This window comes from Mesorhizobium sp. M7A.F.Ca.CA.001.10.2.1 (assembly GCF_003998575.1).
Classification (GTDB): Bacteria; Pseudomonadota; Alphaproteobacteria; order Rhizobiales; family Rhizobiaceae; genus Mesorhizobium.
Map to the genome: position 1 here is coordinate 1 of NZ_RZQY01000727.1, position 2,884 is coordinate 2,884.

A 2,884-nucleotide genomic window follows, 5' to 3' on the forward strand; every position below is an offset into this window, starting at 1 on the left:
GGCGCAAACGGCAGCCGATCTCCGAGACCGCCGACAGGAAACGCCTTGACCCGAACCGACAGCATCCAGCCCGGCCCCGGCATCGACAGCTCCTATGCCTGGATGCGGCTTGCCATCTCGATGCTGCTGGCGACGATCGGCGCCGTGGGCATGTGGGCTGTCGTCGTCGTGCTGCCTGCGGTGCAGGCCGAGTTCGGCGTCGACCGCGCCGCGGCGTCCATGCCATACACCGCGACCATGGTCGGTTTCGCCGCCGGCAACGTGCTGGTCGGCCGCGCCATCGACCGGATGGGTTACTGGATCCCGGCGCTGCTCTCTTCGATTGCGCTTTCCGCCGGCCTGCTGCTCGCGGCGCTGTCGACCTCGATCCTGCAATTCACGCTTGCCCAAGGAGTGCTGATCGGTGTCGGCACGTCGGTGATCTTCGGGCCGCTGATCGCCGATATCTCGCACTGGTTCAACCGTCGTCGCGGTGTCGCGGTCACGGCGGCGGCGGCCGGCAATTACCTTGCCGGAGCGTTGTGGCCGACCATCATGCCGACGCTGATGAAGGCGGAAGGCTGGCGCTTCACCTATGCGGCAATCGGCATCTTCTGCCTGGTGACAATGGTGCCGCTGGTGCTGATGCTGCGGCGCGGTGCCCCGGCGGCGGCCGTCGCGGGTTCGCCCGGAAGCCGATCGGTGCAGCCGATCTCGCTGTCGCCGGCGGCCTTGCAGGTGCTGCTGGTCGTCGCCGGGCTCGGCTGCTGCGTGGCGATGTCGATGCCGCAAGTGCATATCGTCGCCTATTGCATGGACCTCGGCTACGGCGTGGCGCATGGCGCCGACATGCTGTCGATCATGATGGCCGGCGGCGTCGTCAGCCGGCTGGCGTCCGGCTTCCTCGCCGACCGTATCGGCGCGGTGTGGACATTGATGATCGGCTCGGTGCTGCAGTGCCTGTCGCTGCTGTTCTATATCCCGTTCGACGGGCTTGCCTCGCTCTATGTGGTGTCGCTGGTGTTCGGCCTGTCGCAGGGCGGCATCGTGCCTTGCTACGCGATCATAGTGCGCGATTACATGCCGGCCAGGGAGGCCGGCCAGCGTATCGGCATCGTCATGATGGCGACCATCTTCGGCATGGCGATCGGCGGCTGGATGTCGGGCTGGATCTACGATTTGACTGGTTCCTACGCCGCCGCATTCCTCAACGGCATCGCGTGGAATTTGCTGAACCTGGTGGCGATCGGGCTGCTGTTCTGGAAGGCACGGCGCAGCACAGCCGTGACGGCCTGAGCTCACCGTGCCCAATGGTCCGGGAGCTGCGCGGCTTGACAACCACCCAAGGCTGCGCGACGCCGGAAGGCGAATGGGTGCGGCAACAGGCCGGTTTGGCATGACGACGGTGGCAAAGACCCCGAATATGGTTCCAAAGGCGCTTGGCTGCACAAGCCAGTCGCCAGGAGTGCGTCCTTGACCAAGCCGCGCTCGCGCCGGGGCGGCGGTCGCCCGACCATCGCGGATGTCGCACGCAAGGCCGGCGTCGGCGCCATCACCGTGTCGCGCGCCCTGCGCGAGCCGGAGCGTGTGTCCGAAGAGCTGCGCCGCCAGATCCAGGCCGCCGTCGACGAACTGGGCTACGTGCCGGACCCGAATGCCCGGGCGCTCGCCTCGGCGCGCGCCGAGGTGTTCGGCGTGCTGGTGCCGTCGCTGACCAACAACGTCTTCGCCGAGGTGGTGCGCGGCATCTATGACAGCCTGTCGGCCAGCCCGTTCCGCATCCAGCTTGGCAACACCCACTATTCCGGCCTCGAGGAAGAGCGGCTGCTGCAGGTGTTCGGTTCGCAACGGCCAGCCGCGCTGATCGTCGCCGGCATCGATCAGACACCGGCTTCGCGAAAGCTGCTGGAAAGTGCCGGCTGCCCTGTGGTGCAGGTCATGGAAACCGGTCCAGATCCGGTCGACATGATGGTCGGCTTCTCGCATCTCGATGGCGGCAGGGCGGCGACCGAGCATCTGATCGAGGCGGGCTATCGCCGCATCGGCTTCATCGGCGCGCGCATGGATCCGCGTTCGCAGCGGCGCCTTGCCGGCTATCGCGCGGCGATGGAGGCCGCGGGCCTGTTCGACTCGCGCCTCGTAACCACCACGCCGGTGCTGTCCAGCGTGTCGCTCGGCCGCGAGATGTTCCGCGACGCGCTGGCCAAGGTGCCGACACTCGACGGTGTCTTCTGCAACAATGACGATATCGCGCTCGGCGTCTTGTTCGAATGCCATCGCGCCTCGATCGCGGTGCCGAAGACGATCGGCATCGTCGGTTTCAACGATCTCGACATGATGCAGGTGGCGTTTCCTTCGGTCACTAGCATCCGCACCCATCGTTATGAGATCGGCCGGCGTGCCGTCGCCATGGCGCTGGCGGCGATCGCCGGCAACAGACCGGAGCAACGGATCGTCGACCTCGGTTTCGAACTCAAGCGCCGCGAGAGCACGGCGCGTTGAAACGCACAGGAGCGACTGTGCGAATGCCGGTTTACACGCCAATTTGGTAGCGCTACCATCTCCTCCGGGCAGGTGTATCAACGATAGTTTGCGCCTGTTTATTATACATAAGTGACAACTAATACTTGTTTATTATGGATAATATGATAGTTTTCGCCCCGCTGGCGGCGACAAGGGAGGAACCGGGTCGGCCACCACCGGCGACCAAGGAAGCGCATGACGAGGCGGGAGGTGCCGGTCCATCGCGCGAAAAATTCGCATTGCGAAACGACAATCAGAACTGCAATCGGGAGGATTATCGATGATCAAGTCACTTGTTGGTGGCGTCGTTGCCGCCACTGCATTCGTCATGCTCAATTCGGCCGCCATGGCCGCCGGACCCGAAATCGTGTCGGGTCCCGCC

General features: G+C 65.0%; 2 protein-coding genes. Both read left to right on the forward strand.

Features of this window, described 5'->3' with window-relative positions; all coding sequences use genetic code 11:
* Window positions 1-45 precede the first annotated feature (45 nt).
* Window positions 46-1,275 carry an MFS transporter gene (locus EN964_RS30715; RefSeq protein WP_127270871.1) on the forward strand — a complete coding sequence of 410 codons (1,230 nt, stop codon included), beginning with the start codon at window positions 46-48 and terminating at the stop codon, window positions 1,273-1,275.
* Between the two features lie 177 nt (window positions 1,276-1,452).
* Window positions 1,453-2,481, forward strand: coding sequence for a LacI family DNA-binding transcriptional regulator (locus EN964_RS30720; RefSeq protein ID WP_127271475.1), 1,029 nt, complete (start codon window positions 1,453-1,455; stop codon window positions 2,479-2,481).
* Window positions 2,482-2,884: the final 403 nt, after the last annotated feature.